At 71.8% G+C, this 24,532-nt stretch carries 23 protein-coding genes; 11 read left to right on the forward strand and 12 right to left on the reverse strand.

Annotated elements, in window-relative coordinates; genetic code table 11:
* Positions 1–6 precede the first annotated feature (6 nt).
* The 3 genes from ACIRR9_RS35485 to ACIRR9_RS35495 all read right to left on the reverse strand — a co-directional run bounded on the left by ACIRR9_RS35485 (position 7) and on the right by ACIRR9_RS35495 (position 3,863).
* Complete coding sequence (locus ACIRR9_RS35485) at positions 7–1,917, reverse strand: M64 family metallopeptidase (protein WP_403760566.1); 1,911 nt, start codon at positions 1,915–1,917, stop codon at positions 7–9.
* A gap of 9 nt (positions 1,918–1,926) precedes the next feature.
* On the reverse strand, positions 1,927–2,373 hold the full coding sequence (locus ACIRR9_RS35490) for a hypothetical protein (RefSeq protein WP_403760569.1): 447 nt from the start codon (positions 2,371–2,373) through the stop codon (positions 1,927–1,929).
* 296 nt (positions 2,374–2,669) lie between these two features.
* Complete coding sequence (locus ACIRR9_RS35495) at positions 2,670–3,863, reverse strand: hypothetical protein (RefSeq protein WP_403760572.1); 1,194 nt, start codon at positions 3,861–3,863, stop codon at positions 2,670–2,672.
* Between the two features lie 244 nt (positions 3,864–4,107).
* On the opposite strand from ACIRR9_RS35495, the gene ACIRR9_RS35500 reads away from it, so the two are divergent.
* The gene (locus tag ACIRR9_RS35500) at positions 4,108–4,743 is read left to right on the forward strand and encodes a DUF6461 domain-containing protein (RefSeq protein WP_403760574.1); all 636 of its coding nucleotides are present in this window, start codon (positions 4,108–4,110) and stop codon (positions 4,741–4,743) included.
* A 36-nt stretch (positions 4,744–4,779) separates the two neighbouring features.
* Here the strand turns inward: ACIRR9_RS35500 and ACIRR9_RS35505 are convergent, their stop codons facing one another.
* Complete coding sequence (locus tag ACIRR9_RS35505; RefSeq protein ID WP_403760577.1) at positions 4,780–5,358, reverse strand: TetR/AcrR family transcriptional regulator; 579 nt, start codon at positions 5,356–5,358, stop codon at positions 4,780–4,782.
* A gap of 120 nt (positions 5,359–5,478) precedes the next feature.
* Between ACIRR9_RS35505 and ACIRR9_RS35510 the strand changes: the two genes are divergently transcribed.
* Positions 5,479–6,387 carry an SDR family oxidoreductase gene (locus ACIRR9_RS35510; RefSeq protein WP_403760580.1) on the forward strand — a complete coding sequence of 303 codons (909 nt, stop codon included), beginning with the start codon at positions 5,479–5,481 and terminating at the stop codon, positions 6,385–6,387.
* Positions 6,388–6,405: 18 nt separating this feature from the next.
* Here ACIRR9_RS35510 and ACIRR9_RS35515 read toward each other — a convergent pair whose 3' ends face one another.
* Both ACIRR9_RS35515 and ACIRR9_RS35520 read right to left on the reverse strand, forming a co-directional pair.
* Positions 6,406–6,972 (reverse strand): dihydrofolate reductase family protein, encoded by a 567-nt coding sequence (locus tag ACIRR9_RS35515; RefSeq protein WP_403760583.1) that lies wholly within the window; start codon positions 6,970–6,972, stop codon positions 6,406–6,408.
* Positions 6,973–7,102: 130 nt separating this feature from the next.
* On the reverse strand, positions 7,103–7,933 hold the full coding sequence (locus ACIRR9_RS35520; protein ID WP_403760586.1) for a polysaccharide deacetylase family protein: 831 nt from the start codon (positions 7,931–7,933) through the stop codon (positions 7,103–7,105).
* A gap of 501 nt (positions 7,934–8,434) precedes the next feature.
* On the opposite strand from ACIRR9_RS35520, the gene dhaK reads away from it, so the two are divergent.
* The 3 genes from dhaK to ACIRR9_RS35535 are packed head-to-tail and all read left to right on the forward strand — an operon-like array spanning position 8,435 to position 10,478.
* A complete protein-coding gene (gene dhaK, locus ACIRR9_RS35525) occupies positions 8,435–9,427 on the forward strand; it encodes a dihydroxyacetone kinase subunit DhaK (RefSeq protein ID WP_403760589.1) in 993 nt (330 codons plus the stop codon).
* 48 nt (positions 9,428–9,475) lie between these two features.
* Complete coding sequence (dhaL, locus tag ACIRR9_RS35530; RefSeq protein WP_403760592.1) at positions 9,476–10,075, forward strand: dihydroxyacetone kinase subunit DhaL; 600 nt, start codon at positions 9,476–9,478, stop codon at positions 10,073–10,075.
* On the forward strand, positions 10,068–10,478 hold the full coding sequence (locus tag ACIRR9_RS35535; protein ID WP_123971653.1) for a PTS-dependent dihydroxyacetone kinase phosphotransferase subunit DhaM: 411 nt from the start codon (positions 10,068–10,070) through the stop codon (positions 10,476–10,478). Before dhaL ends, ACIRR9_RS35535 begins: the two co-directional genes overlap by 8 nt.
* A gap of 24 nt (positions 10,479–10,502) precedes the next feature.
* Here the strand turns inward: ACIRR9_RS35535 and ACIRR9_RS35540 are convergent, their stop codons facing one another.
* Positions 10,503–11,138, reverse strand: a complete 636-nt coding sequence (locus ACIRR9_RS35540; RefSeq protein WP_403760595.1) for a TetR/AcrR family transcriptional regulator — start codon at positions 11,136–11,138, stop codon at positions 10,503–10,505.
* A 155-nt stretch (positions 11,139–11,293) separates the two neighbouring features.
* On the opposite strand from ACIRR9_RS35540, the gene ACIRR9_RS35545 reads away from it, so the two are divergent.
* Both ACIRR9_RS35545 and ACIRR9_RS35550 read left to right on the forward strand, forming a co-directional pair.
* Positions 11,294–12,055 (forward strand): SDR family NAD(P)-dependent oxidoreductase, encoded by a 762-nt coding sequence (locus ACIRR9_RS35545; protein ID WP_403760598.1) that lies wholly within the window; start codon positions 11,294–11,296, stop codon positions 12,053–12,055.
* 414 nt (positions 12,056–12,469) lie between these two features.
* Positions 12,470–13,855, forward strand: coding sequence for a helix-turn-helix domain-containing protein (locus tag ACIRR9_RS35550; protein ID WP_403760600.1), 1,386 nt, complete (start codon positions 12,470–12,472; stop codon positions 13,853–13,855).
* Positions 13,856–14,165: 310 nt separating this feature from the next.
* On the opposite strand, the gene ACIRR9_RS35555 is transcribed toward ACIRR9_RS35550, so the two are convergent.
* Complete coding sequence (locus tag ACIRR9_RS35555) at positions 14,166–14,852, reverse strand: glycoside hydrolase family 75 protein (protein ID WP_403760602.1); 687 nt, start codon at positions 14,850–14,852, stop codon at positions 14,166–14,168.
* Between the two features lie 380 nt (positions 14,853–15,232).
* Between ACIRR9_RS35555 and ACIRR9_RS35560 the strand changes: the two genes are divergently transcribed.
* Together ACIRR9_RS35560 and ACIRR9_RS35565 are read left to right on the forward strand one after the other, a co-directional pair.
* Complete coding sequence (locus ACIRR9_RS35560) at positions 15,233–16,195, forward strand: fibronectin type III domain-containing protein (protein WP_403760605.1); 963 nt, start codon at positions 15,233–15,235, stop codon at positions 16,193–16,195.
* Positions 16,196–16,361: 166 nt separating this feature from the next.
* On the forward strand, positions 16,362–16,916 hold the full coding sequence (locus ACIRR9_RS35565) for a hypothetical protein (RefSeq protein WP_403760608.1): 555 nt from the start codon (positions 16,362–16,364) through the stop codon (positions 16,914–16,916).
* Positions 16,917–17,113: 197 nt separating this feature from the next.
* On the opposite strand, the gene ACIRR9_RS35570 is transcribed toward ACIRR9_RS35565, so the two are convergent.
* The 4 genes from ACIRR9_RS35570 to ACIRR9_RS35585 form a co-directional block, all read right to left on the reverse strand.
* Positions 17,114–17,659, reverse strand: coding sequence for a PadR family transcriptional regulator (locus ACIRR9_RS35570; protein WP_403760610.1), 546 nt, complete (start codon positions 17,657–17,659; stop codon positions 17,114–17,116).
* Between the two features lie 22 nt (positions 17,660–17,681).
* A complete protein-coding gene (locus tag ACIRR9_RS35575; protein ID WP_403760613.1) occupies positions 17,682–19,697 on the reverse strand; it encodes an FAD-dependent oxidoreductase in 2,016 nt (671 codons plus the stop codon).
* A gap of 121 nt (positions 19,698–19,818) precedes the next feature.
* Entirely contained in the window at positions 19,819–20,187 is a 369-nt protein-coding gene (locus ACIRR9_RS35580) for a hypothetical protein (RefSeq protein WP_365345668.1), read from the reverse strand.
* A gap of 121 nt (positions 20,188–20,308) precedes the next feature.
* Positions 20,309–21,178: a hypothetical protein gene (locus ACIRR9_RS35585; RefSeq protein WP_403760616.1), complete on the reverse strand. Its 870-nt coding sequence runs from the start codon at positions 21,176–21,178 to the stop codon at positions 20,309–20,311.
* A 275-nt stretch (positions 21,179–21,453) separates the two neighbouring features.
* On the opposite strand from ACIRR9_RS35585, the gene ACIRR9_RS35590 reads away from it, so the two are divergent.
* The gene (locus tag ACIRR9_RS35590) at positions 21,454–23,535 is read left to right on the forward strand and encodes a SpoIIE family protein phosphatase (protein ID WP_403760619.1); all 2,082 of its coding nucleotides are present in this window, start codon (positions 21,454–21,456) and stop codon (positions 23,533–23,535) included.
* A gap of 161 nt (positions 23,536–23,696) precedes the next feature.
* On the forward strand, positions 23,697–24,443 hold the full coding sequence (locus ACIRR9_RS35595; RefSeq protein WP_403760622.1) for a hypothetical protein: 747 nt from the start codon (positions 23,697–23,699) through the stop codon (positions 24,441–24,443).
* Positions 24,444–24,532: the final 89 nt, after the last annotated feature.

The following is a 24,532-nucleotide window of genomic DNA, read 5'->3' on the forward strand; positions in this document are numbered from 1 at the left end:
GGGCGGTCAGGTGATGCCGAGCTGGAACCATCCGGCCCAGCCGCCCGTCGCGTCCCACCATGTGCTGTGGACGGTGCCGTCCGTGCCGACCGCGAACAGGTCCAGATGTTCGGTGATCCGGGTCAGTGCGGCGATCTGGCTGCCGGGCTTGGCGAGACCGCCGGACACGTTGAACCATGCGGCCCAACCGGTGGTGTCGTGCCACCACGTCGAGTAGATCCGGTTGTCGGTGCCGACGACGAACAGGTCCATGTGGTTCGTGTACCGCACCACGGCCGTGACCGGTGAGCCCGCCGACGCGGCGCCCCCGGACACCTGGAACCAGCCCGCCCAGGCACCGCGCGCGTCCCACCATGTCGACATGATCCTGCCGTCGGACGCCGTGGTGAACAGGTCGAGATGGTCACGGTGGCGGGCGACCGCGGTGACGGTGGAGTCGGGCCGGCAGGTGACGCCCGGCAGCGGGAACCACGCCGACCAGCCGCTGCGCTCGTCCCACCAGGCGCTGTAGACGCGGTTGTCCGTGCCCACCGTGAAGACGTCGAGATGGAAGGGGTAGCGTGCCACGGCCGTGACCGTGGCACCGTTCGCCGCGACACCGCCGCCGATCTGGAACCAGTCGGAGGCCCAGCCGGTACGGGCGTCCCACCAGGTGGACATGGTCCGGCCGTCGGACGCCGTGGTGAACAGGTCCAGGTGGTCGGCGTACCGGCTGACGACGTTGACCGTGGAACCGGGACGCGCGACCAGGCTGCCGACCTGGAACCAGTTCGCCCAGCCGGTCGACTGGTCCCACCAGGTGCTCCAGATCCGGTTGTCGGTGCCGACGACGAACAGGTCCAGGTGGCCGGCGTACCGTGCGACCGAGGTGATCGGCGCGCCCGTGCCGCCGGGTGAGGCGAAGCCCCCGGAGATCTGGAACCACCCCGCCCAACCGCTGCTCGCGTCCCACCAGTTGGACATGGTGCGCCCGTCCGCCGCCGCGGCGAAGACGTCGAGGTGCTCGGGGTAACGGGCGACGACGCTGATCGGCGTGCGGTCGCGGGCGGGCAGGGTCGCGAGCGGGCCGATCCGGTTCCAGATCACCTGCCGGCACACCCGGCAGAAGGGAACGCCCAACTCGCGCATCTTGCAGGTGTATTCGGGCCGGTAGGCGCCGCAGTGGTAGTAGTGCGCGCCCTCGAAGGTGCCGACCGTCCCGGTGGGGACCATGCTGGGCCGTGAGTCCACGGTCGCGCAGTTCGGGTTGCTCATCGTGGGCAGGGCCGTGTTCGCGGCGACCGCCCAACCCCATTTCAGGGTGGTGCGGTCGGTGTTCAGCGTGACGTTCGGCTCGGAGGGCTCACCGGCCGGATGGTGGTCGTGTCCGGTCTCGTTGCCGCCGGCGTAGTACGGGTACTCGTCCGCGAGCCCGTACGCCGTGTGCCCGGCCTCATGGATGGCGATCTCGGTCGCGCCGCTCGCGAGGGAGTACGTGCCGACCGAGCCGCCGCTGCCGCCGTAGACGGTGGAGTTCACCACGACGATGGCGGCGGAGAACTCCGGCACCTGGGCCGCGGCGGTCTGCAGGACCGTCGAGTTGTTGCACACGAGCAGCCGCCGGATGCCGTTCGCGCCGAACGTGGAGTCGAAGTAGGTGCGGGCCGTGGCGCCGGTGCCGCCGGCGCCGGCCGGGTCGTCGGCGCCCGAGTCGGTGGAGGTGACGTTGACCCGCCAGATGTTGATCGCCGGCGCGAGTTCGTCGTAGGGCGCGGTGGCGGTCAGTGCGTTGACGAAGTCCTTGCACGCGGTGTTGAAATCGGCCTGCTGCGCGGCGGTGAAGCCGTCGCCCAGCAGTACGACGGTGAAGGCCCGGTTGCGCGGCGCGGATCCGAAGATCTGGGTACGGCCCTGGACGGTTCCGTCCGAGGTGGTCATCCCGGCCCCCTACCGCTCGAGCCGGAAGGTGGCGAGGTCGACATCCTGCGTGGCGCCGGGCGGCGGACTCGTCGCGCCGCCGGGCGCGAGCCGCGCCCCGGGGGCCGCGGGTGCGGCGCGGACCACGGCGACCTGGACGGCCTCCTCCGGTGCGGGCAGGAGCACGGTGAAGGCACCGCGCGGCTCCACGTCGACCCGTGTGATCGGCTGCGAGTGGTCCTCCGGGAAGACCTCGGCGCTCTCCCGGAAGGCCCCGCGGGCGGGAACGCGGGCCAGGCGCTGCCCCTTTTCGTCCCGGGTCTCGACGAAATTGCCGGGACGTACCTCGGGATGGGCGTCGAAGCCGCTGATGACCGCGTCGACCGGCTGCTGGGAGACGAGGCGGACCGAGTCGCCCTCGTACTCGAAGATCAGCCGGACGGCCCGGGCGGCGGGCGTCTGTTGTGGGCCGGCCATAGTGATTCCTCCCCCGGAGAGTGTGATGTCCGGAGATGTACCCCTCCTGCCAGGCGCCCCGCAAGGCTGGTGTCCGCCGACGGGCGGGAACTCGCACCGGGGCGCTCCGTCCCGTCTAACCGGGGCTCACACAACGGGCTTAGCCGGTTCGCCGGGGGTACGGGGGCGGTACGGCGTGACGAGAGGCCGACCCGAGAGGCGCTCACATGGTATCTCCGGCCGATCATGAGCGCCCGTCGGCACGGTGGCCGCACCGGCGGGCACTCTCGGCCCTTGGAGACCTCCGGCTCGCTCCCCTACGCCACCGTGTGCGGTATCCAGACGGCTGCGTGGAAGGGCCCGTTGACCGAGACCGGGTCGGCGGGCGGGAGTGCCGCACTCCCTGCGACGACGCCGCTGCGGTTGACCTGCGTCGCGGCGGAGTTACGGCCGCCGAGGGAGGCCAGGTAGGTGAAGTCGCCGTTGTCGACGCGGGCGACGAAAGCGAAGGAGTTGGGGGCGAAGTTGTCGCCGACCACGACGTGCCCTCTGATCTGCTTGACTTCGGTGACACCGCGTCCGGGGCCGATCGTGGCAATCGTGTGCGTGTTGAGGTCGTACGAGCTGGAGAGCAGGCTGTCGCCGCCGACCACGGTGTCCCCGCTGATCAGCTGAGCAATCAGGAAGTGGAACCCCAGGTCCGTGCGGATGCCGGTACGGAGGTCGTAGGCGTATCCGGAGAGGCCGTTGCCGGCCGTCCGGGACTGGCCGACCACGGTGGAACCGCTGATGTCGTTGGCCGTGCTGGCGCTTCCGCCGAGGGTGCCGAGGTCGGTCATCGTCCGGGTGCGCAGGTCGTACGCGAACCCGTGCGTCGTGCCGGCAGGGGTGTCCGGCAGGGAGGAGTCGCCCACCACGGTCGCACCGCTGACGGCCGCGGCGGTGCTGTCGCCCGACGGCCCGGCCAGGCTGCCGAGATCGGTCATGGTCCGGGTGCGCAGGCTGTACGCGAACGCGTGGGTGACCGCGTCACCGGAGAGCGACGACGTCCCCACCACGGTGTCACCGTCGAGGCCGGTGATGTCGGTGCTGCTGCCGCCGAGAGTGCCGATGTCGACGAGCCGGCGGGTCCGGAGGTCGTAGACGAATCCATGAGCCGGTCCGCCGGCGGAGAGGTCCGACTCCCCGACGACGTGGTCCCCCTCCACACCGGTCGCCCGGCTGGAGTCGCCGAGCGTGCCGATATCGGTCATGGTGTGTCTGCGCAGGTCGTAGGCGAAGGCGTGTTCGGAGGCGTCGCCGCTCGTCAGCGAACTCCCGACGACCGTACGGCCGTCGATGGCGGTCGCCGCGCTGCGGGTACCGCCGAGGGTGCCGAGGTCCTGCACGGTGTACTGCGCGGACCCGGCGGCCGGCTCGGCCGACGGTGCGCCGGCTCCGTACGCCGGACCGGCGCCCACGGCCAGCAGGCCCGCGCCCACCAGAGTCCAGGCACGTAAACGTATGCGCATGATGCCCCCCTGAAACGATCGGTCGAAACGAGCAGGGTTCGGCGGACCGCTGTGCCCTCCCCAGGCACGGGCCGACCGGTTGCCGCACAGCCCTCACTTGTACATCAGTTCCGATCGGTCACACAGTGGGCGTTCGGCCACGAACAAGACGTTCGCGACCGCCGCCGGGACACGGCCGAGGGCGTCCGGCGCGGAGGAGGGCGGCGGTGGATTCTCATGACGCGCCCGGCAAGGGTGCGCCACGATGATCGCCACGACCGACGGAATCGCATGGCTCGCCGCTCCTCATTCGATCGCCTTCGGCGGCTACAGCGTGGTGCTCGCCCGGGGGCTGGACGCCGAGGAGCTGGTTTCCCGCCTCACCGCGACGGTGTTCGGCCCGGCGCGCACGGTCCGCAGCCTGGGCCGGCTCACCGGCAAGGAGCTGATCGATGCCGTGGAGGACGACAGTTGGGGCCCCTGCCCCGCGATAGGTCTGCGTCATGGAGAGGTCGGCGAGTGGGTCTTCGTGGTCAAGTACGGCGGCTGGCAGGCGGAGTTCGGATCGCAGGCGCCGGTCTCCCGGGGCGGCGCACACGTCTTCGAGCTGGAATTCGAGGAGGAGAACGGCAAGCCGGTACCGCCTCAGTTCTCCTATCTCCATGACGATCGCCTCGCGTGCGCCTTCAACCTCCACCTGGACGGATCACGGGGCTACGACGGGGGGAAGGGCGACCGCGAGGTGGCGGTCGGCATCGCGGAAATGCCGGCTGCTGCCGGCCTGCCGGACGCCGACATGCCTCGGCGCGACGTGCACCGCACCGCACTGGGGGTCATCGAACGGTACTTCGGCCTGTCCCTGCCGCGCAGCCAGGTGCTGGAGGCCCACTCCCCGCCGTGATCCTGGAGCAGGAGGCACCGCTACGACGGCGGGGCCCTACCACGGCAGGGCATGGCTCCCCGCCGTCACGGCCTTCAGTTCGGTCAGTGACTCGCGGAGCAGGTCGGCCAGTTCGCGTTGTTCGGCGGGGGCGATCCAGCGTTCGTAGCCGATCTTGAAGACGGCGATCCCGGCCTCGGCGGCGAGGGCGGCGGCGGGGTCCGGGACGCCTCGGGCGCGCAGGGCTTCCGTCACCGCAGCGCAGAGCGTGGCGAGTTTGATCAGTTCGCGTTCCTGGAGTTCCGGGTGCGAGCCCACGACGGACTGCCGCTGCCGGGAGTGCTCGCGCTCCGGGAACACCGCCGCCACCGCCTCCAGCCCCGCCGCCACGACGTCGATAGGCGCGGCGGACGGGGGCGCCTCGGCGACCGCCGTCGTGAACACCTTCTGCAGCACCTCCGAGCCGCCGAACAGCACCTCGCGCTTGTCGGCGTAGTGCCGGAAGTAGGTGCGCTCGGTGAGCCCGGCCCGCCGGGCGATCTCCGCCACCGTGGTCTGTTCGTAGCCGCGCTCGCCGAACAGTTCCAGCGCCGCCCGCGCCAGGCGCTCCCGCGTGTTCGGCTCCCATCTACCCATGGCCGGATCCTACGCGATGACAGTCCCTGACATCAGTGCTACGGTCGATGACGACAGTCACTGACATCACTCGATGCCGCCCGACGGCATCGACACCCACTCGTGGTCTGAGGTACTCCCATGCGCATCTTCGTCACCGGCGCTTCCGGCTGGCTCGGTTCCGCCCTCGTCCCCGATCTCCTCGACGCGGGGCACGAGGTCACCGGCCTCGCCCGCTCCGACGCCTCCGCCGCCGCGCTCTCCGGGGCCGGAGCCGGTGTGGTCCGGGGCACGATCGACGACCTCGACGTCCTCGGCACGGCCGCCGCCGCGTCGGACGGCGTGGTCCATCTCGCCTTCAAGCACGACATCGCCTTCACCGGCGACTTCGCGGGCGCCGCGCAGGCCGACCGCCGGGCCGTCGACACCCTCGCCGACGCGCTGGCGGGCAGCGGGCGCCCCCTGGTGGTCGCCGGCGGGTTCATGGGCTTCACGCCGGGGCGCACGGTGACCGAACGGGACATGCCGACGACCGACGGATCGGCACTGTCCGAGCGCGCGGCCACCGCCACGGCGGTACTGGCCGCGGCCGAGCGGGGCGTGCGCTCGTCGGTGGTCCGGCTGTCACCGACCTGCCACGGTGACGGGGACGCCGGGTTCATGGCGTCCCTCGTCGCCCTCGCCCGCACCACGGGCGTCTCCGGCTACCTCGGTGACGGCGCCAACCGCTGGCCCGCCGTCCACCGCCTGGACGCGGCCCGGCTGTTCCGGCTCGCGGTGGAACGGGCACCGGCCGGATCCGTACTGCACGGCGTCGCCGACGACGGCGTCGAGATCCGCGCCGTGGCGGAGGTGATAGGCCGTCACCTGGACGTCCCGACGGCCCCGGTCGCCCCCGAGGACGCCCCGGCCCACTTCACCTGGCTGGCCGGCCTCATCGGCCAGGACCTCCCCGCGTCCAGCGCCCTCACCCGCGAACTCCTCGACTGGCGCCCGCTGGGACCGGGCCTCCTGGAGGACCTGGAGAAGGGACACTACTTCCGCACCTGAACCCGTGAACCCGTCAGGTCACCGGTTCGCCACGCGGTAGCAGAGGTAGACGACTCCCGAGCCGAAGGTGCGGGTCTGCACGAGTTCCAGATCCACCCGGCGCTCGCGCCGGGGAAAGAACGGGATGCCACCGCCGACCAGCACCGGGTAGACCACGGTCCGGTACTCGTCGATCAGGCCCAGCGCAGCCGCCTCCGCGGCGAGAGTCGCGCCGCCGATCGCGATCTCCCCCTCCCCCGGTTCGGCTCGCAACCGCTCGATCTCCTCCGCGAGGCCTCCACGGGCCGGCCGGGCATTTCCCTGCACCTCCGACAGCGTGGTGGAGAACACCACCTTCGGGAGCCGCTTCCAGAGCGCGGTCCACTCGAGCTCCGGGGCGCCGAGCGACGGATCCTGGTCGGCGGTCTCCCAGTACAGCATCGTCTCGTACAGCCGTCGTCCCAGCAGATGGACGCCGACCCCTCGGATCTCGTCGATCCAGAAGCGGAAGACCTCCGCGTCCGGCGCCGTCCAGGCGAAGCCGCCGTCCGGCCCGACGACATAGCCGTCGAGTGAGACGCCCATCGAATAGGTCACCCTGCGCATGAGAAGTCCTCCTCGGTCACCGGTTCGGCAGTAGGACCGCCAAACGCCGCAGAACTCATCGCGGCTCGCGGGATCCCCTGGGGAGATCACCTCACCGGGGCGGGGAGAATGCCGGTCGCCCGGGGATTCATCAGGCCGGTGGCTGGATGTAGTCCTCCAAGCGGGCTACCGCGAACCCCTGCTCATGGATGCGCCGGAGCAGGTTGGCGAACATCTGCGTCATCGTGGCGCCCTTGAGCTCGGAGGGCCCGCGGAAGTGGGCGAGGATGATGTCGCCGTCGCGCAGCTTCTTGTCCGCCGTCTGGTACTGCATATTGCGAATCTGCATGGACTCCCGCCACCACACGATCGCTCGGGGTCCGCACTCGCCGACCGCGGTCCTGGTGTCGCTGTCGTACGCGCCGTAGGGCGGCCGGAACAGCAGCGGTGCGGTGCCGTACTCCCTGGTGAGGATCTTCTGGTCGCCGCACACCTCTTCCTTCTGGCGGGCCAGCGGGATGGTGTTCATGACGGGGTGGTGCAGGGTGTGGTTCTGGATGTGGTTGCCCAGTGCCTGCAGCGGCTTGAAATACGCGTAGTCCGCTTTGATGGCGTCGTTCATCAGGAACATCGTGATCGGTATCCTCAAGTCCCGCATCATCTCGATGAACTCGGGATCCTTCTCCTGGCCGTCGTCCACCGTGACGAAGACGACCTTCTGCGAGGTCGGTATGTGGGTGAAGACCGGCACGGTTCCGGTGGCGGAGAGCTTCACCGGCTTGTCGGCCGGCGGCTGCGGTGCGGTGGACAGAGGCGTCAGGCCCCACCTGCGCCAGAGTGCGGCGTCAGAACTCTTCGGCGCGGTTCTGCTGGTGCCGCCCGGTGCGGCGGACTGCGAGGCGCGAGCCGTGTGACCGGTTCCGCCCGCCGAGCCCGCGCCGCAACCGCCGACCGCCAGGGCCACCGCGGCCGTCCCCGTCACCGACCGGTACAACCTGCCCCGACTGCCGCGCCGCTCCACGGTTCCCGTCCCTCAGCTGACATCCGACCCCTGACCGCCGAAGATAACCCGACAATACGAAAAACGATCAATAGCCAGGTGTGATTCCGGAAAGCATGTGGCGCAAGACCGCGAACCGACGGCCGGAACCGGCCCTCCGACGCATCCGGTCATGACGCGCTCGGCATTGCCGACGTCCTCGGTCCTCAGCGGGGCCCGTGCACGCCGCGCACGTGACCTTCGCGCCGGCAAGGTCGATACTGCCGTCAGCGACACCCGCGACCCTGCCGGCCACCTCACCCCCCTGCGAGCCTGACGACCCGTCATCGAAGTCAGCACCGAGTCAGCATCACCCCTGCCACGACCTGCCCCCGATCGCCACGGACCGTTACCGACCACCTGGTTCGGAAGTCCCCCGCATCCGCCCTGACCTGCGACGACGCAGGTCAAGGGCTAGGCTGCTAATGTCACTGGGAGGTACCCATGAAGATGCTCATCAACGTTCCGGAAACCGTGGTGGCGGATGCGCTGCGGGGCATCGCGGCCGCTCATCCCGATCTCACCGTGGACGTGGAGAACCGGGTGATCGTACGGCGGGACGCCCCCGTCGCCGGTCAGGTCGGGCTGATCTCGGGCGGCGGTTCGGGGCACGAGCCGTTGCACGGCGGGTTCGTCGGTCCCGGGATGCTGTCGGCGGCCTGTCCCGGTGAGGTGTTCACGTCTCCCGTTCCCGACCAGATGGCGCGGGCCGCCGCGGCCGTGGACAGCGGAGCCGGTGTGCTGTTCGTCGTGAAGAACTACACAGGTGACGTGCTCAACTTCGACATGGCCGCCGAACTCGCCGAGGACGAGGGCATCCAGGTCGGAAAGGTCCTCGTCAACGACGACGTGGCCGTCACCGACAGCCTCTACACCGCCGGCCGCCGCGGTACCGGCGCCACCCTGTTCGTGGAGAAGATCGCGGGCGCCGCTGCCGCCGAGGGGCAGCCGCTGGAGCGGGTGGAGGCCATCGGGCGGCAGGTGAACGAGAACTCGCGCAGCTTCGGTGTCGCGCTGAGCGCCGTCACGACCCCGGCCAAGGGCAGCCCGACCTTCGATCTGCCGCCGGGCGAGCTGGAGTTGGGCATCGGCATCCACGGCGAGCCGGGCCGGGAGCGGCGGGCCATGATGACCTCCGGCGAGATCGCCGACTTCTCCGTCAACGCCATCCTGGAGGACATGCCGCCGCGCAACCCGGTGCTCGTCCTGGTCAACGGCATGGGCGCCACCCCGCTGCTGGAGCTGTACGGCTTCAACGCCGAGGTCCAGCGCGTGCTCGCCGAGCGCGGGGTCACCGTGGCCCGCACCCTGGTCGGCAACTACGTGACCTCCCTGGACATGGCCGGCGCCTCGGTCACCCTCTGCCAGGTCGACGAGGAGCTGCTGCGGCTGTGGGACGCGCCGGTGAAGACGGCGGCCCTGCGCTGGGGGATGTGAGCGAGGAACAGTACCGACCCGCGTCCGTACGCAACGCAAGGAGATCCAGTGCTCGACGCCGAATTCTTCCGCCGCTGGATGGCGGCGACCGCCACCTCCGTGGACCGCGAGGCGGAGCGGCTCACCGCCCTCGACTCCCCCATCGGGGACGCCGACCACGGCAGCAACCTCCAGCGCGGGTTCAAGGCGGTCATGGCCGCGTTGGAGAAGGACTCACCCGACACCCCGGGGGGCGTGCTGACGCTCGCCGGACGTGTGCTGATCTCCACGGTCGGCGGCGCGTCCGGGCCGCTGTACGGGACGCTGCTGCGCAGCACCGGCAAGGCGCTCGGCGACGCGGCCGAGGTCGGCGAGGAACAGTTCGCCGAGGCGCTGCGGGCGGGGGTGGACAAGGTGATGGCGCTCGGCGGTGCCGCGCCCGGGGACAAGACGATGATCGACGCCCTGGTGCCGGCCCTGGACGCACTCGGCGACGGGTTCGGCGCGGCGCGTGCCGCCGCCGAGCAGGGCGCCGAGGCGACGATTCCGCTGCAGGCCCGCAAGGGCCGGGCCAGCTACCTCGGCGAACGCAGCATCGGCCACCAGGACCCGGGCGCCACCTCGTCGGCGCTGCTCATCGCGGGGCTGGAGGAGGCGTCCGGTGAGTGACGACAAGCTGGTCGGGATCGTGCTGGTGTCGCACAGCGCGGAGGTCGCCGCGTCCGTCGCGGAGCTGGCCAAGGGACTGGCGGGCGGGGCCACGGCGGTGCCGGTCGCCGCCGCCGGCGGTACCGAGGGCGGCGGGATCGGCACCAGCGCCGAGCTGATCGCGGCCGCGGCCGCGGCCGTGGACCGGGGTGCCGGGGTCGCCGTCCTCACCGACCTGGGCAGCGCGGTGCTCACGGTGAAGGCACTGCTCGCCGAGGGCGACGAACTCCCGGACGGCACCCGCCTGGTGGACGCCCCGTTCGTCGAGGGCGCGGTGGCCGCGGTCGTCACGGCGGCCACCGGGGCGGATCTCGGCGCGGTGGAGTCGGCGGCCGCCGAGGCGTACACCTACCGCAAGGTCTGAACCCCTGGAACCCCCTGGAACCCCCTACGACAGCCCGCCCGCCACGACCGCGAGGGCCGAGCGCATGGTCGCCGTGAGTTCGGCCTCGGCCGTGGCGGGCTCCGTGGTCCCGTCGGCGACGCGCCAGGCGTAGTGCTCGGCGGCCGCGCGCAGGGCCGCGTTGAGCATGGCCGCCTGGATGGTGGGCCGCAGATCGTCGGCGGGGAGCCCGGCCCGTTCGGCCAGGGCGCGGGCGAACGCCGGTTCGGCCTCGTCGTAGGACTGCAGCCATTCCGCGCGCAGGCCCGGTTCGTCGCGGGTCAGTCGGACCAGGGCGCCCATGGTGGCGCGGTCCGGGCTGCGCGCCAGGCGGCTGTCCGTCGGTACGGCGTCCCCGATCGCCTCCTCCAGTGCCTGGCCGGGCCGCCAGGCGCGCAGACAGTCGGCGATCACCTCGATGCCGGCCGCGAACAGCGGTCGTACGCAGGCCTCCTTGCTCGGGAAGTAGCGCCACACCGTGCGCGCCGAGACCCCCACCGCCTGCCCGATCTGCTCCCCGGTGGTCGCGGCCACCCCCTGGGCGACGAACAGGTCCACCGCGGCCCGGGCGATCTCCAGTCTGGTCTCGGCCTTGCGCTCCTCGGTCAGGGGCGGGCGTCCGGTGCGTCCCCCTGCGGTCATCTGTCCCTCCGGCGTCGGTGACTGCTGCACCGGGATTCTCTCCGAAGCGGCGGTAGATTCCGTCGACGACTTTATGTCACTCAGCGACATAAAGTCGTATGGTGTGACCGGAAACGGGCGCCTGGCGCCCTCGAACCACCAGATCGGAGCACCACATGGCCAGCGGACTCGACGGGCGTGCCGTCATCGTCACCGGCGCGGGATCGGGCATCGGGCGTGCCGCCGCCCTGGCCTTCGCGAGGGAGGGCGCCCGGGTGGTGGTCGCCGACCTCAACGCCGAGGGCGCGGCCGCGACGGTGACGGAGATCGAGGAGGCGGGCGGTACGGCCATGGCCGTCACCGGCGACCTCAGTGAGCAGTCCGTCGTGGACCGGGTGGTCGCGACCACTGTGGAGCGGTTCGGCGGAGTGGACGTCCTGGTGAACAACGCCGGGATCATGGACCGCATGTCGGCGCTGGGCGAGGTGAGCGACGCGGAGTGGGAGCGGGTGATCCGGGTCAACCTCACCGCGCCGTTCCTGCTGACCCGGGCGGTGCTGCCGCACATGCTGGCGGCGGGCCGGGGCGCGATCGTCAACACCGCCTCCGAGGCCGGCCTGCGCGGCAGCGCGGCGGGCGCGGCCTACACGGCCTCCAAGCACGGCGTCGTCGGCCTGACGAAGTCCCTGGCGGTGATGTACCGCAACCAGGGCATCCGGGCCAACGCGATCGCCCCCGGCGGCACCAGGACCGGGATCGAGATCGAACTGGCGGACGGCGCGCACGGTCCGGCCGCGCTCGGCCCCTACTTCGGCAACGTGGGCCAGGTCTCCGAGCCGGAGGAGCAGGCGGCGGCGATCGTCTTCCTGGCCTCGGACGCGGCCGGCAACATCAACGGCGCGATCCTGCCCGTGGACAACGGCTGGGCAGCCGTCTGAGCCGAGGCGGGCCGGCCGGGACGGGAGCGGGGTCCGGTGCCGGCAGGTCCGTCCTGTCGCCGACGGGTGCCGAGTCGTCGCTGACGTCGTAGCCGCCGACGCCCTCCCTTCGGCCGGTTGCGGACCGTCAGGGTCCAGAGGCGTCGGGCCGCCCGGCCTGTGCCTCACACGTCTCCTTCGTCACGGCCACACCGAGACGGTCCACGGCCGTCACCACGCCGTCAGTCGGGTCAACCCCGAACTGGCAGCCGATGCACGTCGGTTGGTGTGCGGGTTACCCCGGACCTCATGCTTGGATGGTCTCGACCGGTGCGGTATCGCGACCCGGCCGCCACCTCCCGTGGCGGACCGGGACGCAGGAGCATGAGGACCTGTCTTCGGTGCACGGGGACAGGGCAGGGGGTGGGAGGAACGGTGTCGGACGGCACTGCCGGGGCCGCGTTCGCCGAGTTGCTGCGGGAGTTGAAGGATCGCTCCGGGCACAGCTACGGAACGCTGTCCAGACGGCTCCACATGAGCGCGTCGACGCTGCACCGTTACTGCAACGGCGACGCCGTGCCGACCGACTACGGGCCGGTCGAGCGGTTCGCGCGGCTGTGCAAGGCGTCGCCCGAGGAACTCGTCGACCTGCACCGGCGCTGGGTGCTGGCGGACGCGGACCGGGGACGGACGGGCGCGAGGGCGTCGGGCGACGACGCGAAAGCAACTGCGGCTGCGGCCGCCGCTTTCGCTGAGGCACCCCGGGAGACTCCTCGGGGTGCGGCTCGGGGGCCGGCGGAGAGATCCGAGTCCCCGGCGGAACCTGTGCCGGTGCCGGAGGCGGCCGAATCGGCTCCGGGCAGCCCTGTCCTGCTCCCCGGCGGCAGGCCCGCCGCCTCCGCCGGACGACGCGGCATCCGCGGGCCCGTCCTCGCCGGGATCGCGGTGGCCGCCGTCGCGAGCGTGGTCGCGCTCACCGCGACCCTGCCGTCACGCGGCGACGACAGCCGGGACCGGTCGGCCGGGGCCGCCTCCGCCACGGCCGGCGCTCGGCGCGGCACGGACGGCCGGACCGCTTCCGCGTCTCCGTCCCACGCCTCGCCCTCGGTCTCCGCCGCAGCCTCCGCCTCCGCCACGGATCTGGCCACCAACACCGCGAAGGCATCGCCCGGCGGCACGGCCGGCACGACCCCGTCGGCCACCGGCGCGGACACCTCGACCGGGGTGCCTCTGACGGTGCACACCCGGCCGTACAGCTGGGAGGACCAGTGCAGCCAGCATTATCTGGTCGACGCACCGCCGGACCAGGTGGCCCCGCCGCCCGTCGAGAACGACGCGCCCGCGTGGGTGGCGGCCGAGGGGGCCGTCTCCGCGGCCGAGCAGTACGTCACGCTCACCGTCCAGGGCGCCGGTGCGGACACCGTGGTCCTGGACAGCCTGACCGTCCGCACGACCGGCAGGAGGGCGCCGCTCCCCTGGACCGACTACACCATGGGCGTCGGCTGCGGCGGCGGCGTGTCGACCCGCTCCTTCAGCATCGACCTCGACGCCGCCCGTCCTGCCCTGGTGCCCAAGGACGGTCAGCACGGCTTCCCCATCAAGGTGAGCGAGTCCGACCCGATGGTCTTCTACGTCAGGGCCGACGCCTCCGCGTACGACACGAGTTGGTATCTCGAACTGAACTGGTCCAGCGGCTCCCGCCACGGCACCGTCCGGATCGACGACCAGGGCCGCCCCTTCCGCACCAGCGGCAGCGGCGGACGGCCCGCCTACTGGTATCTCCTCGGCGGCGACTCGTGGACCAAGGCGGACACCCCCTAGGCGCCCCTAGGCGTCGCCGCGTGAAGCCGGGCCCGCCCACCGGTGGCGGGGAAGGGTTCCCCGCACCGGACCCGTCGAGCGGACCGCGCGAGCGGCCGGCCGCGGCGGCCGAGCGAGGCGCCGCGTCCGGAGGGTGAGCACCTGGACCGTCCCGGACACGCCGTCCCGTTCGGGTGCATGGCGTGCTCTCTCCCGGGCCGGGCGGCGGGTCGCGGACGGCTCGGGTCGTCCCCGGCTCGCGGGCGGCGTCGCGTGCTTCCCGGCCCGCGGTCGGCGGCCCGGCCGCCCGGTGCCTCTGCCCGGGACCGGACTAGTCGCTCCCGGTGAACAGTGCCGCCAGCCGCTCCCCCTCCGCCTCCGCCTCCGCGTGGTCCTCGATGGGCTTGATCACCGAGTCCTTGAAGACGATGTACGTGACTCCGGAGGGGACCCCGCCGGCGCGCGGGTCGGGGTTGATACCGAGGCCTTGGGCGGTGGCGTACGAGGCCTCGCCGATGATGTCGCGCGGTCCCGTGTCGCCCACGACGGCGAACTGCACCCGGCCCTTGTAGATCACGGCGCCGACCGCACCGCCCCGGACACCGGACGCACGGTGGTCCCAACGGCCGCTGGGGGCGGGTACGACGATGTAGGGCAGCGTCTCCGCGTCGAGATGGCGGCCGTCGGACTGCTGGTAGGCGGTGGCGGCGGAGAATGCCGGATCGGCGGCATGGTTGCAGTGGGCGGTGGGCCGGCCGTCGCAGTCGATGTCGAGGTCGGCCTTCCAGAACACGGCCTGCTCGGTGTCGCACACGGGGACGGTGGCGGCGGTACCGGCGTCGGTACGGTAGCGGCCCTTGGACACCTCGGTACAGTCGCGCACCTGGTCCAGCAGGTCGGTGGCGGTGATCCGGTGCCGTGCGCCGGGGGCCATGAGGGGGCCGACGGGGATGGGCGACGTGGTCGGGGCGAGCAGGGCGGCGCCGGCCGCGGCCAGCGTCAGCAACTGGACACGCACGATGAGGGACCCTCTCCGTGGGGGACATGGAGTCACCCAATGTGGTGCCGGTCCGGTCCCCGGGCCAGCAAGCGAAGGCTCCACAGGGCCGTACGGAGCAAGAAACTGACACTCCGTGAGAATCCGCCGGGGGCCGGGGCGCTGAGCCGGTGTCAGCCCAGGCCGCCCCGGCCGCCCGCGTCGGCGCGGGATCAGCGACGACAGCGTTCCGCGCCACAGGCGCGAACTTCCCTGCTCTTGCGGGAAGTTCGGCCGCAGTACGTTCAGCATACGTAACTCCGGCCCGACGTCCGCAATACGGCCCTCTTGCTGTCCGCATGCCGGGCAGACCATATTGGTCCGGACCATTGCCGTGCTGCCGTCCCCGGAGAGGCGGAACCGTGCGCCGAGCCGTCGTCGTGGTCTGTGTCCTGCTGTCGGTGACGTCCTGCGGCTGGGGCGGGGCCGCCGACGGCGACAGCGGCCGGCTGCCCGGCGCGCCGACGGGGGTCACCGCGACGGCCGGGAGCGCCACCAGCGTGCATGTCATGTGGAACGCACTGCCGGACGGTGCCGGGATCCGCGCCTACGAGGTATATCGCGGCACCACGAAAGTCGTTGAAGTGCCCGGGTCAGAGCACATGGTGGAGGTCACCAGGCTCAGACCGTCCACGGTGTATGTGTTCACCGTGCGGGCGCGGGGCGGCGACGGCAGCCTCGGCCCGGGCAGCCCCGGGGTGCGGGCGACGACACCGGCGCTGGTCGCGGCGGACCGCTCGGCGCCGACCCGCCCGGCACACCCGAGCGGCCAGGCCGTGGGCAGCCGTGCGGTGCAGCTGTCCTGGGGCGCCTCGACGGACGACCGGGCGGTGTTGTCGTACGACGTCTACCAAGGCGACACCCGCATCCACAGTGTGGGCGGGAACCAGACGGCGACCGTGGTGACGGGGCTGCGGCCGGGCACGCGCTATGTGTTCACGGTCCGGGCCAGGGACGCCGCCGACAACCTCTCGCCCGCGAGCGCGGTGGTCCGACTGACCACGCCGGGCAGCGACGACGGCCGGGACACCGCGCCGACCCGGTTCACCGCGAAGAGCCACGCGGAAGCGGGCGCGTACTACCTCGATCTGGCCTGGGACCCGCCGCGCGTGGACGGTGTGGTCACGGAGTACCAGATCCGGCTCGACGGCACGGCGACCACCTCGCTGGTGTGGGGTGGCACCCCGCCGAAAGGCCGCTCCGCCTACAGCTTCTATGTGGGACGGGACCATGGGGTCGTACACCATGTGCGGCTGCGGGCGCGGTTGCCCGACGGGACCTGGGGCGGGTGGTCGGTGGAGCGGGCCGTGCCGACGGGGTCGTGACCCGCCCCGCGCGTGGCCGTCCGGCGGAGCGCGTCACCTGACCGGGCGCCCTCCGGGTGCGGGGCGGGCGGGGGCCGTCTTCGCTGAACCTGAGGCAGCACGGGAGTCTCCCGATCCTCGGCGGCGCAAGGGACGTTCCGCCAACCGTGCCGCCGGAGGGCAGCCAATGCGCACTACACGACTTCTCCTCCGCTCCGGCCTGACCCTGGCGGCCGCCGCCGCGCTCCCGGCCTGGCTGGCCGGGCCGTCCGACGCGGTCTCGGGCATCTCGGTGAGCACCACCGGCACCACGGTCTCGGTGGTCACCAGCGCCTGCACCCAGAGCAACGGCAGCTGGGGCAACGCCTCGCTGCTCAACAGCAGCCAGGCCTCGTTCGCCCAGGGGCGGCAGGTGGCCCTGTCGGGCACCACCGTGAGCCAGTCGGCCGCCTGGTCGGGTGTGTCGCCCGGGACCTACACGGTGGTCGTCGTCTGTTCCAACGGCGGTACGGCGGGCACCCAGTCGGTGATCGTCTCCGCCGCCCCCGCCGTGCCCGCTCCTCCGACGACCTCGTCCACCAACAGGCCGGCCGCGCCCGCCCGGGGTGTGATGGGCGGTCTGGGGGGTGCCGCCCGTGACTACGGCCCGCTCACCCTGGGCATCGGCGCGGCGCTGGTCGGCACGGGCATCATCGCCACGGGCTGGTACCTGCGCAAGCGCTCGAAGCCCTATCGGCTCTAGGGGGTCTTGCGAAAGTGCCGTCGTTCGCCCGAAGGGCGGGCCGTGCGGCGTCAGGTGCGTGCTCTGGGGGTGCCCCCGGCCGAAGGCTGGAGGAGTGCCGGGCGGAAGTCCTCGTACTGGACGTACTCGGGCTTTCGCCCGGTGCGGCGAGAGTGCGTGCATGGCGTCGCGCGGCAGGCGGGGCTTTCGCAACCCCCCTAGGACCCCTCGGGGAGTTCACCGAACTCCTGGAGGGCGTGGGTGAGCCACTGCGTCCAGAAGGTCTCCAGATCGATGCCGGCCCGCAGCACCAGGTGCCGGAGCCGGTCCTCGGGGGCGTCCTTGCCCGGCGGGAAGTCGCGGCGCTGGATCTCCTCGTACTCGGTCAGCTGCCGCTGGTGCAGTTCCAGATGGCGGCGCAGGTCGGCCTGGAGTCCGTCGGTGCCGACGACCGCCGCCGCGCGCAGCCGCAGCAGGAGCACGTCCCGCTGCGGCTTGGGGTCCTGGGAGGCGGCGGTCCAGCGGGCCAGTTCGGCGCGGCCCGCGGGCAGGACCTCGTAGCTCTTCTTCTGCCCGCGGGCCGGCTGTTCGGCCGGCAGTGCGCGGATGTAGCCCTCGGCCTCCAGTCGTCCCAGCTCGCGGTAGATCTGCTGGTGCGTGGCCGACCAGAAGTAGCCGATCGACTTGTCGAACCTGCGGGTCAGATCCAGCCCCGACGACGGCTTTTCGAGCAGGGCGGTGAGGATCGCGTGCGGGAGTGACATGGGCTCATCCTAGGGAGGGCCCCTACAGGGCGGCGGCCAGCTCGGTGCCCTGCTTGATGGCCCGCTTGGCGTCCAGTTCGGCGGCGACGTCGGCCCCGCCGATCAGGTGCGCGTTGCAGCCGGCGGCGACCAGCTCCTCGTACAGGCCCCGGCGCGGTTCCTGGCCGGTGCACAGCACGACGGTGTCGACCTCCAGGACGGTGCTCTCCCCGTCGACGGTGACATGCACTCCGGCGTCGTCGATCCGGTCGTAGCGGACGCCCGGGACCATGGTGACGCCCCGGTGCTTGAGCTCGGTGCGGTGGATCCAGCCGGTGGTCTTGCCGAGGCCGGCCCCGACCTTGCTCTCCTTGCGCTGCAGGAGGTGGACGGTGCGCGGGGGCGCGGGGCGCTCGGGGGCGGCGAGCCCGCCGGGGCCCTGGTAGTCCATGTCGACGCCCCAGTGCTTGAAGTACGTCGACGGGTCCTCGCTCGCCTTGTCGCCGCCGTCGGTCAGGAACTCGGCGACGTCGAAGCCGATCCCGCCGGCACCGAGGATCGCGACCCGGTCGCCGACGGGCGCGCCGTCGCGCAGCACGTCGAGGTAGCCGAGCACGCGGGGGTGGTCGACGCCCGGGATGTCGGGGGTGCGCGGGGTGACTCCGGTGGCGACGACGACCTCGTCGTAGCCGGTCACGTCCTCGGGTTCGACGGTGGTGTTCAGGCGTACGTCGACGCCGTGGGCGTCGAGCTGGTGGCGGAAGTAGCGCAGGGTCTCGTCGAACTCCTGCTTGCCGGGGACCTTGCGGGCCACGTTCAGCTGGCCGCCGATCTCGCTCGCGGCGTCGAACAGGGTGACGTCGTGGCCGCGTTCGGCGGCGGAGACCGCGCAGGCGAGGCCGGCCGGGCCCGCGCCGACGACCGCGACGCGCTTCTTCAGCCGGGTCGGGGCGAGGACCAGTTCGGTCTCGTGGCAGGCGCGCGGGTTGACCAGGCAGGAGGTGATCTTGCCGCTGAAGGTGTGGTCGAGGCAGGCCTGGTTGCAGCCGATGCAGGTGTTGATGGCCTCGGGCGTACCGGCCTGCGCCTTGGCGACGAAGTCGGGGTCGGCGAGCATCGGGCGGGCCATGGACACCATGTCCGCGTAGCCGTCGGCGAGCAGCTCCTCGGCGACTTCCGGGGTGTTGATGCGGTTGGTGGTCACCAGCGGGACGGACACCTCGCCCATCAGCTTCTTGGTGACCCAGGTGTAGGCGCCGCGGGGCACGGAGGTGGCGATGGTGGGGATGCGGGCCTCGTGCCAGCCGATACCGGTGTTGATGATGGTCGCCCCGGCGGCCTCGACGGCCTTGGCGAGGGTGATCACCTCGTCGAGGGAGGAGCCGCCGGGCACCAGGTCCAGCATGGACAGCCGGTAGACGATGATGAAGTCGTCGCCGACGGCCTCGCGCACCCTGCGGACGATCTCGACGGGGAAGCGCATCCGGTTCTCGTACGAGCCGCCCCAGCGGTCGGTGCGGTGGTTGGTCGGGGCGGCGATGAACTCGTTGATGAGGTAGCCCTCGGAGCCCATGATCTCGACGCCGTCGTAGCCGGCCTGCCGGGCGAGGCGGGCGGTGCGGGCGTAGTCGTCGATGGTCCGCTCGACGTCCTCGTCGGTGAGCTCGCGGGGCGGGAAGGGGCTGATCGGGGCCTGCAGCGGGCTGGGGGCGACCAGGTCCCGGTGGTAGGCGTAGCGGCCGAAGTGCAGGATCTGCATGGCGATCCGGCCGCCCTCGCGGTGCACGGCCTCGGTGATGGCCCGGTGCTGCCCGGCCTCCTCCTCGGTGGTGAGCTTGGCGCCGCCCTCGTAGGGCCGCCCCTCGTCGTTGGGGGCGATACCGCCGGTGACGATGAGGCCCACTCCGCCGCGCGCCCGGGCGGCGTAGAACTCCGCCATCCTCTCGAAGCCGCGCTCGGCCTCCTCCAGGCCCACGTGCATGGAGCCCATGAGCACGCGGTTGGGCAGCGTGGTGAAGCCCAGGTCGAGCGGGTTCAGCAGGTGCGGGTAACGGCTCATCTGGGCCTCCGTGCGCGGTGTCGTCACCGTAGTTGTAGAGGACCGCGCACGGTTTATGCAACTAGTTGCACAAAGGCTCACAGTGGCATGTCACACACCACGCCGCTCTCGGACAGCCCGGTCACCGGCTTTCGAGCAGCACATGCAGCTCCCTCTCCTGGTCCCCCGAGGCGGAGGACAGGTTGCGTACGGCGAACAGGGAGTCGAGGGTCGTGTGGAGCCGGCTGATCGCCCAGTACCCGCCCTGCGCGTCGGCCTCGACCGGTGCCGAGAGCCGGGGCGGCGGGGTGCACTCGTGGGCGTCGGTGACCTCGAACGTGCCGAGCCACACCATCGGGCGGGTCTCGTGGAGCTGTTGCGGCACGTCCTCGGCGGCCCGGTCGGACTCGAAGCACTGGCACAGCGTGTCGAACACGATCCGCGCGTCCTCCTTGCTGCATCCGCTGATCTCGAGGGAGACGGGTTCCTCGTGCAGTCGCTCAGGGACCATCGTGATCGCTCCTCTCATGACGATGGCGCGGTGTCACGGGTTCCCCCGCGAACCGCGCCATGCCAACAGAAAAGCACCGATTCACGAGCGCTGCACCACCCGCCGGCGCACCCGGAAGGAGTCAGCTCCGCGTGAACTTGTACGTCTTGCTGTCCGTGAGGATGCAGAAGCCGGGCGACATCACGATGACGCGCAGGGTGCCGGTGCGCCGGTCGTAGTCGATGCCCTCGACCTCGTAGGTGCCGGAGCAGGAGCTGCGCAGCGGGAGCTGGCGCAGGGCGGTGACATGACCGGTGACGTCGCCCGTGCCGGGCTTGGCGGACAGGTCGATCTGCAGGAGCGGCTTGGTGTAGCCGAAGAGGCTGCCGTCCGGGTCGTCGGAGGAGCACAGCAGCGTGGTGGCGCCGGTGAAGTCGCAGCCCTGGACGTCGCGCACGGCGTGGTCGAGGTTCACCACGGAGGCCAGCGGGAGGTTCGCGGACGGCGAGGTGCTCTTGTTGGCGCCCGGTGTCGGGAAGACCAGGAAGCGGGTCATCGTGCCGTACTCGCCGGAGAGCATGTACTGGCTGTCGGGCGAGATCGCGTCCCAGGAGTTGTTGAGCGCCTCGCCGGAGGCGAGCGTGTGGGTGTACTCCGACCAGGTGCCGTCGGGCGCCTGCACCCGGTACATCTTGGCGGTGCCGGAGTCCGCCTGGTACGGCTCGACGTAGTAGCCGTCGTAGGACTCGTCGGGGTCGCCGACGTGGTTCCAGCCTCGGCTGGAGACGCTGACGGGGATGGTGCCGATGCCGGTGTACCGGTTGGCACTGTTGGCCGGGACCTCGACCGAGGTCAGGCCCTGGCTCTCGGTGAGCGGGTCGGCGCGGTCGGAGCCGGTCTCGGTCCAGGTGTCGGCGGCGGAGGCCGTACCGGTGGACAGGGCGAAGGTCGCGGCGAGGGCGATCAGGGCGGTCAGGCCTGCGCGACAACGTTGCCGGGTGGACGCGGGCATGGAAGCCTACTCCTCGGTACTGGGGGGTGGGAGGCGGGTGCGCCGACCAGTCTGGCGCGGACCCGGTCGACATGTACAGACCAATGACGGGGACGGGAAGGTGAACTCACGTCACTGCCGTCTCCGTGGTCACTTCGCCGTACGGATGCCGTCGTGTTGAGAGATGGTGGAAAAGTCGGCGGCGGCGTCGGTGATTCGGGTGTGAGCGCGATAGAACATGGGGAGTCGGCACGGGGGACGACGTGCCGTACGGAAGTTCGAAGGCGGTGCGTGCAATGAGTCCAGCCGAGGCCTCGGCGGCCGAGGGCGAGGAGCCGGTACGCGGGCCCGTGCGGCCCGGCGGACTGCTCGACGTCCTGGGCATGGCCTCGATCGTGCTGGACGCCAAGGGGCGCATCGTGCTGTGGAGCCCCCAGGCGGAGGAGCTCTTCGGCTATCCGGCCCACGAGGCGCTCGGGCAGTACGCCGCCCGGCTGATGGTGGATGAACGCCACATCGAACTGGTCGGCAAGCTGTTCTCGGACGTGATGCGCACCGGGCAGAGCTGGGCGGGCGGTTTCCCCATCCGACACAAGGACGGCACCACCCATGTGGTGGAGTTCCGCAACATGCGGCTCATGGACGACAACGGCGACGTGTTCGCGCTGGGGCTCGCCGCCGACCAGTCGACGGTGCGCCGGCTGGAGCAGGACGTGGCGCTGTCCGAACGCATCGTGAAGCAGTCACCGATCGGGCTGGCCGTCCTCGACACGGATCTGCGGTTCGTGTCGGTCAACCCGGCGATGGAGCGGATGAACGGTGTCCCGGCAGCGGAGCATGTGGGGCGGACGATCCGCGAGGTGCTGCCCTCCCTGGACGCCGACGCCCTGGAGTCGGCCTACCTGCGGGTGCTGCGGACCGGCGAGCCGGTCATCGACGAGTCCGCGGTGGGCCGTACGCCGGCCGACCCGGACGAGGAGCACATCTGGTCGGTGTCGGTCTACCGGCTGGAGGACGCCCTCACCAACGTGCTGGGTGTGGCGGCCTCGGTGGTGGACATCACCGAGGCGTTCCGGGCCGGTGTAGAGGCCGAGAACGCGCGCCGCCGACTGGCCGTGATCGCCGACGCGTCCGCCCGGATCGGCACCACCCTGGACCTCGACCGCACCGCCCGTGAGCTGGCCGACGTCGCCGTGCCGGAACTGGCGGACGTGGCGTCCGTGGAACTGCTGGACGCGGTCGTGGAGGCCCGGCCCCACAGCACGCTCGGCCCGGCCGAGCCCGCGCTGATCCGTGCCCTCGCCGTGCGTGCGGAGCAGGAGGCGGACGCGGTCCAGGCGGCCGACACGCCGGGCACGGTCGCCCGGTACGCGCCGGACCGGCTGATCACCGAGTGCGTACGGACCGGGGAGGCCGTCGTCGTCCGGCAGGTCAAGGACGAGGACCTGCCGAGGATCGCCGCCTCCCGCGAGGCCGCCGTGCTGCTGGGCCGCGCCGGGGTGCACTCGTATCTGGCGGTGCCGCTGATCGCGCGCGGCGAGGTGCTGGGCGCCCTCGACCTCAAGCGCACCCGCAATCCGGCGTCCTTCGACGACGACGATCTGCTGCTGGCCAGGGAACTGGCGGCGCGGGCGGCCGTGCAGATCGACAACGCCCGCTGGTACCAGAACGCCCGCACCACCGCGCTGACCCTGCAGCGCAGCCTGCTGCCGACCCACCCGAGGGTCACCAACGGCCTGGAGGTCGCCTCCCGCTACCAGCCGGCGGGCGAGACCGTCGAGGTGGGCGGTGACTGGTTCGACGTGATCCCGCTGGACGGCGGCCGGACGGCGCTCGTGGTGGGCGATGTGATGGGCAGCGGTATCAACGCGGCCGCGACCATGGGCCGGCTGCGCACCGCGACCACCACGCTGACCTCACTGGGCCTGGATCCGGCGGTCCTGCTGGAGCACCTGGACAAGACCACCTCGGGTCTGGACCACTCCATCGCGACCTGCGTGTACGCCGTCCACGACCCGCAGCTGCGCCAGTGCCGGATCGCCAACGCCGGCCATCTGCCCCCGGCCCGGGTCCGCCCCGGCCGGCCGCCGGAACTCCTCGACCTGCCCACCGGGGTCCCGCTGGGCGTGGGCGGGGTCCCGTTCGCCACGACGACCGTGGACTTCGAGCCCGGCGACGAGCTGGTGTTCTACACCGACGGTCTGGTGGAGACCCGCAGCCACTCCCTGGACGAGCGATTGGACGCGCTGCTGGACCTCCTCGACGACCCCGGCCGCCCCCTGGAGGAGGCCTGCGACCTGCTGCTGCGGGAGCTGCACCACCCGGACAACCACGACGACGTGGCGCTGCTCATCGCGCGGGCGCTGGAACTGCCGTAGCAGCGAGGACCGGTGGCCGCGCACCGGATCCGGGTGCGTCGAACGCGGGCTGATCGGATTCACAGGGACCGATTACCAGGTTCTTATCAGCGAACTCTCACACTTCACACAGAGGCATGCGCCGCGCGATGCCGCGTGCCGTTCGCCGATGGGAGCGAGCCGTGACGCACGAACCCGAGCAGGAACACCGCCGCGCCGGCGACGGAACAGACCCCTCCATCCCGCCGATGCCCGACCGTCCTCCGCAGGCCGCCCCGGAGTGGGAGGTGCTGGCGGGGCCGGGACCGGACCGCGAACCGGGCGCGCCGCTGCGCGCCCGCTGGCGCCGGCGGTCCCTCCGCACCCGTGCGGTGACCGTGGCGTTCGTGGCCGGGGCGCTGGCCCTCGGCGGGACGGTGGCGTTCGCCGCCGGTTCCGGCGGCGGCGCCCCCGCCACCCCGCCGGCCGCCTCCGGGGCGCCGTCGGCGCCTTCGTCCCCGGACGGGCACGGCCCCGGGCACGGCTGGTCCGGGATGGGCGGCATGGGTGTGCACGGCGAGGCGACGGTCAAGGACCCGGACACCGGCAAGTACGTCGTACGGGTCTGGCAGCGGGGCACGGTCGAGAAGGTGGCCGGTGACCAGGTCACGGTGAAGAGCGACGACGGTACGTCGTGGACGTGGACCGTGGGCTCGGGCGTCAAGGTGCGCGGGGATGCCGGCTCGCTGAAGAAGGACGCGAAGGTGTTCCTGGTCGGCACCCGCGGGAACGACGGCAGGCTGGCCGCGTCCGGCGCCTTGTCGGGCGACTTCATGGGCATGGGCCGGGGCGGTATGCACGACCGCATGCACGACCGGGGCGGCCCCTGGCAGCGCCCCGGCGACGGCTCCCCGTCGCCCGGCCCTTCGGGCAGCGGGGCCACCACCTAGTAGGACTCCGTTAAGTTGCTCTGGCTCTCGGGTTCTGGCTGGTGGGGGTTGTTCTGGGCAGGGGTTGGTGGCAGGTGGTGCAGGTGCCG

It is taken from the genome of Streptomyces sp. NPDC101234 (assembly GCF_044767525.1).
Classification (GTDB): domain Bacteria; phylum Actinomycetota; class Actinomycetes; order Streptomycetales; family Streptomycetaceae; genus Streptomyces; species Streptomyces sasae.

Excerpts from the sequence above, each read along its gene's own strand:
- ACIRR9_RS35510 (WP_403760580.1), top strand. The coding sequence starts at position 5,479 with ATGCGCATCTTCGTCACCGGCGCTTCCGGCTGGCTCGGTTCCGCCCTC.
- ACIRR9_RS35545 (WP_403760598.1), top strand. The coding sequence starts at position 11,294 with ATGGCCAGCGGACTCGACGGGCGTGCCGTCATCGTCACCGGCGCGGGA.
- ACIRR9_RS35485 (WP_403760566.1), bottom strand. The coding sequence starts at position 1,917 with ATGACCACCTCGGACGGAACCGTCCAGGGCCGTACCCAGATCTTCGGA.
- dhaK (WP_403760589.1), top strand. The coding sequence starts at position 8,435 with ATGAAGATGCTCATCAACGTTCCGGAAACCGTGGTGGCGGATGCGCTG.
- ACIRR9_RS35575 (WP_403760613.1), bottom strand. The coding sequence starts at position 19,697 with ATGAGCCGTTACCCGCACCTGCTGAACCCGCTCGACCTGGGCTTCACC.
- ACIRR9_RS35585 (WP_403760616.1), bottom strand. The coding sequence starts at position 21,178 with ATGCCCGCGTCCACCCGGCAACGTTGTCGCGCAGGCCTGACCGCCCTG.
- ACIRR9_RS35515 (WP_403760583.1), bottom strand. The coding sequence starts at position 6,972 with ATGCGCAGGGTGACCTATTCGATGGGCGTCTCACTCGACGGCTATGTC.
- ACIRR9_RS35495 (WP_403760572.1), bottom strand. The coding sequence starts at position 3,863 with ATGCGCATACGTTTACGTGCCTGGACTCTGGTGGGCGCGGGCCTGCTG.
- ACIRR9_RS35580 (WP_365345668.1), bottom strand. The coding sequence starts at position 20,187 with ATGGTCCCTGAGCGACTGCACGAGGAACCCGTCTCCCTCGAGATCAGC.
- ACIRR9_RS35565 (WP_403760608.1), top strand. The coding sequence starts at position 16,362 with ATGCGCACTACACGACTTCTCCTCCGCTCCGGCCTGACCCTGGCGGCC.
- ACIRR9_RS35490 (WP_403760569.1), bottom strand. The coding sequence starts at position 2,373 with ATGGCCGGCCCACAACAGACGCCCGCCGCCCGGGCCGTCCGGCTGATC.
- ACIRR9_RS35540 (WP_403760595.1), bottom strand. The coding sequence starts at position 11,138 with ATGACCGCAGGGGGACGCACCGGACGCCCGCCCCTGACCGAGGAGCGC.
- ACIRR9_RS35505 (WP_403760577.1), bottom strand. The coding sequence starts at position 5,358 with ATGGGTAGATGGGAGCCGAACACGCGGGAGCGCCTGGCGCGGGCGGCG.
- ACIRR9_RS35500 (WP_403760574.1), top strand. The coding sequence starts at position 4,108 with ATGATCGCCACGACCGACGGAATCGCATGGCTCGCCGCTCCTCATTCG.
- ACIRR9_RS35570 (WP_403760610.1), bottom strand. The coding sequence starts at position 17,659 with ATGTCACTCCCGCACGCGATCCTCACCGCCCTGCTCGAAAAGCCGTCG.
- ACIRR9_RS35590 (WP_403760619.1), top strand. The coding sequence starts at position 21,454 with ATGAGTCCAGCCGAGGCCTCGGCGGCCGAGGGCGAGGAGCCGGTACGC.